1 protein-coding gene and 3 pseudogenes are annotated in these 3,493 nt (G+C 72.1%); 2 read left to right on the top strand and 2 right to left on the bottom strand.

From position 1 onward, the window contains the following. Together IQ216_RS12645 and murF are read left to right on the top strand one after the other, a co-directional pair. Positions 1–321, top strand: a pseudogene (locus IQ216_RS12645) (hypothetical protein); the annotation flags it as partial. A gap of 8 nt (positions 322–329) precedes the next feature. Continuing rightward, positions 330–1,754, top strand: a pseudogene (murF, locus tag IQ216_RS12650) (UDP-N-acetylmuramoyl-tripeptide--D-alanyl-D-alanine ligase). 25 nt (positions 1,755–1,779) lie between these two features. On the opposite strand, the gene glmU reads toward murF, so the two are convergent. Together glmU and IQ216_RS12660 are read right to left on the bottom strand one after the other, a co-directional pair. Continuing rightward, positions 1,780–3,132: a bifunctional UDP-N-acetylglucosamine diphosphorylase/glucosamine-1-phosphate N-acetyltransferase GlmU gene (gene glmU, locus IQ216_RS12655; RefSeq protein WP_193815761.1), complete on the bottom strand. Its 1,353-nt coding sequence runs from the start codon at positions 3,130–3,132 to the stop codon at positions 1,780–1,782. 26 nt (positions 3,133–3,158) lie between these two features. Then, positions 3,159–3,493, bottom strand: a pseudogene (locus IQ216_RS12660) (SAM-dependent methyltransferase); the annotation flags it as partial.

Here is a 3,493-nt window from a genome sequence, read left to right on the forward strand (position 1 = left end):
GAGCCTGAAGCGCCCGAAAGCGCCCCCCTTGCCGTGGAGGATCCTCTGCTGGAGGCCTTTCAGGCGGCGATCCCGGGGCGGGAGGATCTCGTGCTCAAACTGGAGCCGGCCGTGGCCGCCCGTCTGCCCCTGCTGCAGCTTCTGCTCGGGCCGGCTTGGCCGGAGCTGGCGGCCGCAGAGCAGGAGCAGCTGGCCGATCGCTGGCTGCTGCTGAGCCGGCAGCTGGACTACGACGCCCTGGAGCTGCGGGACCCTGAGGGCCGGCTGCTGGCCCGATCGGCCCGGGTGGGWTCAGGCATGATCCTGCTTTCTGCGCCCTGAGCTGCACCATGGCCCTGCTCCTCGCCGAGCTGGATGCGATCTGGGCTGAACCCCCGGTTGGGGCAGGGGCTGGCCATCCGGGCAGCCGGCTGGATTCCGAAACGGTCCTCAGCGCCGTGAGCACTGACAGCCGCCGGCTCGAGCCCGGTGGCCTGTTCCTGGCCCTGGTGGGCGAGCGCCACGATGGCCATGCCTTCGTTCAGCAGGCCATCGAGGGCGGCAGCCGGGCTGTCGTGGTGCAACGCGACCGCCTCTCTTCTGAAGCCCTCGCTGCCCTGGAGCAGGCCGCCGCCGAGCGCAGCTGCCAGCTCTGGGTGGTGCCCGACAGCCTGGCGGCCTACCAGCAGCTGGCGCGGCACTGGCGCCGGCAGCTGAAGGCCCCGGTGGTGGCCGTGACCGGCTCCGCCGGCAAGACCGGCACCCGCGAGCTGATCCGGGCGGCGCTCGCCCGCCTGGGTCCGGTGCTGGCCGCCAGCGGCAACAACAACAACGACATCGGCGTYCCGCTCACCCTGCTGCAGGCCACCTCCGAGCACCGGGCGGTGGTGGTGGAGATGGGCATGCGCGGGCCTGGGGAGATCCATCGGCTCAGCCGCTGCGCCGAGCCCGATGTGGCGGTGATCACCAACATCGGCACGGCCCACATCGGCCGGTTGGGAAGCCGCGAAGCGATCGGCCAGGCCAAGTGTGAGATCGCCTCTGGCCTGCGCCCGGGCGGCCTGATGGTGATTCCGGCCGGTGACCCTCTGCTGGATGCGGCCCTGGCCAGCAGCTGGGCGGGGCGGGTGGTGCGCGTCGCCCTGGCCGGAGAGGGTTGCGAGGCCAAGGCCGACTGGGTGGGCGAGCTGGATGAGGCGGAGGGCCTGCTGTGGCTGGATGGCCATCGGCTGAGGCTGCCCCTCGAGGGCCGCCACCAGGCCCGCAACCTGATGCTGGCCCTGGCCGTGGCCCGCGAGCAGGGGGTGGGCCCTGATCGCCTAGGCCACCTGGAGGTGGACCTGCCTGGTGGCCGCAGCCGGCGCCTGGAACGGGGCGGCGTGGTGCTTCTCGATGAGACCTACAACGCCTCGCCCGAGGCCGTGCTGGCCTCCCTGGAGCTGCTCGCCCGCCACAGCASCSSWSGYCNCWWCGCSSNGCTGGGCACCATGCTGGAGCTCGGCGAGCAGAGCCTCAGCCTGCACCGCCAGGTGGCCCAGCGGGCGTTGGACCTGGGGTTGGAGGGTCTGCTCATTGTGGATGGCGGCCAGGAGGGGGCTGCGATGGAGGCGGCAGCCCATGGCCTGGGCCGGCTGGCCAGGGTGAGTAGCCCGGAGGCGGCGGCCGCCGAATTGCGCGGCTGGCTGGCTCCTGGCGACACCGTGCTGTTCAAGGCCAGCCGCGGGGTGGCCCTGGAGCGGGCGTTCCCCCTGCTGCTGGAGCCGGAGAGCAGCTGAGCCTTCGCCGCCTGAGCCTTCGTCTTCAGCCCTGGGGGCCAGCCCAGTTCTCCTTCACCAGCTGGCGGGCGCGGCCCAGCGCCAGGGCGCCGGAGGGCACGTTGCGGGTGAGGGTGGAGCCGGCGCCCACGGTCACGTTCTCGCCCAGCTGGATCGGCGCCACCAGCACCGAGTTGGCGCCGGTCTTGCTGCCCGCGCCGATCACGGTGCGGTGCTTGCGCACGCCGTCGTAGTTGGCGGTGATCGTGCCGGCCCCCACATTCACCCCGGCACCCAGGTCGGCGTCGCCGATGTAGCTGAGGTGGTTCACCTTCACGTGGCTGGCCAGGCTGCTGTTCTTGACCTCCACGAAGTTGCCCAGGTGGCAGCGCTCCCCGAGGTTCGAGCCCGGCCGCACCTGGGCGTAGGGGCCGATCGAGCAGCCGGCCCCCACCACCGCGTCGCGCACCACGCTGTAGAGCACCTCCACCCCAGCCCCGAGGCGGGCGTTCTCCAGCAGGCAGCCTGGGCCGATCCGGCAGCCCGAGCCAACTTCGGTGTGGCCGCGGAAATGGCATTGGGGCTCCACCACCACATCCCGCCCGAAGCGGCTGCCCTCGCTGAGGGTGCAGCTGGAAGGATCCACGAAGCTCACCCCCTCCGCCATCCAGTGGCGCCGCAGCCGCTCCTGCAGCACTGCCTCGCACTGGGCCAGCTGGATCCGATCGTTGATGCCGTTGATCTCGGCCGCGTCGGCCACCTCCAGGTGCGTGGCCGACTCCAGCATCGCCACGGTGTCGGTGAGGTAGAGCTCGCCCTGGTCGTTGTCGCTGCTGAGCCTGGGCAGCACCGCCGCCAGCTGGGCCCAGTTGAAGCAGTAGATGCCGGCGTTGATCAGGGGATTGAGGCGCTGCTTGGGGCTGCAGTCGCGATGCTCGACGATGGCGCTCACCCGCCCGGAGGCATCGGCCATCACCCGGCCGTAGCCACTGGGGTCGTCCAGCCGGGCCGTGAGCAGGGTCACGCCGGCGCCCCTGCTGCGGTGCTGCTCCAGCAGCGCCTCCAGGGTCTCCGGCCGCAGCAGGGGCACATCCCCGTTCAGCACCAGCAGGTCGCCGCTGAACCCCTGCAGGGGCTCCAGCAGTTGCTGCACCGCATGGCCGGTGCCGTTCTGGGGCTGCTGCAGCACGAACTCAAGGCCTTCCAGCGCCGCCAGGGAGGCCTCCACCCGTTCGGCCTGGTGACCCACGATCAACAGCTGCCTGTCGGGGGCCAGGTGCCGGCAGCTGCCCAGCACCCGCTCCACCAGCGTGGCCCCGGCCAGCGGCTGCAGCACCTTGGGCAGCTCGCTCTTCATCCGTGTGCCCTTCCCAGCGGCCAGCACGGCAACGGCGAGCATGGGCGTAAGCAACGGCTGGCGGGAATCTACGTGGGCCCAACCACGCCGTTGCGGCGGGGATGGTCCAGGCCCCAGCGGCGGCGCCAGGCCCCCGTGCTGTTGCGGCCGGCCTGGGCCTGCATCTGCAGCCTTCTGGCCTGGATCTCCGTGGCGCCGGCCCGAGCGGAGGGGTCGCGGTAGGGCTCACCTGCCCTGGTGAGCAGGTGCTCCTCCTCCATGGCGCTGAGGGGGCGAAGCAGGGTGCTCGGGGCCAGGGGCCGGGGGCTTGCCGCCGTGCCCCCACTCCAGCGGGGCCGCAGGCCTGGAGTCCCTGCGGGGGCCTGGAGTGCAGCGAGCTCAAGGCCGGCGTCCCGCAGACTGC

This window comes from Cyanobium sp. LEGE 06143, assembly GCF_015207535.1.
Lineage (GTDB): Bacteria > Cyanobacteriota > Cyanobacteriia > PCC-6307 > Cyanobiaceae > NIES-981.

Excerpts from the sequence above, each read along its gene's own strand:
- glmU (WP_193815761.1), bottom strand. The coding sequence starts at position 3,132 with ATGCTCGCCGTTGCCGTGCTGGCCGCTGGGAAGGGCACACGGATGAAG.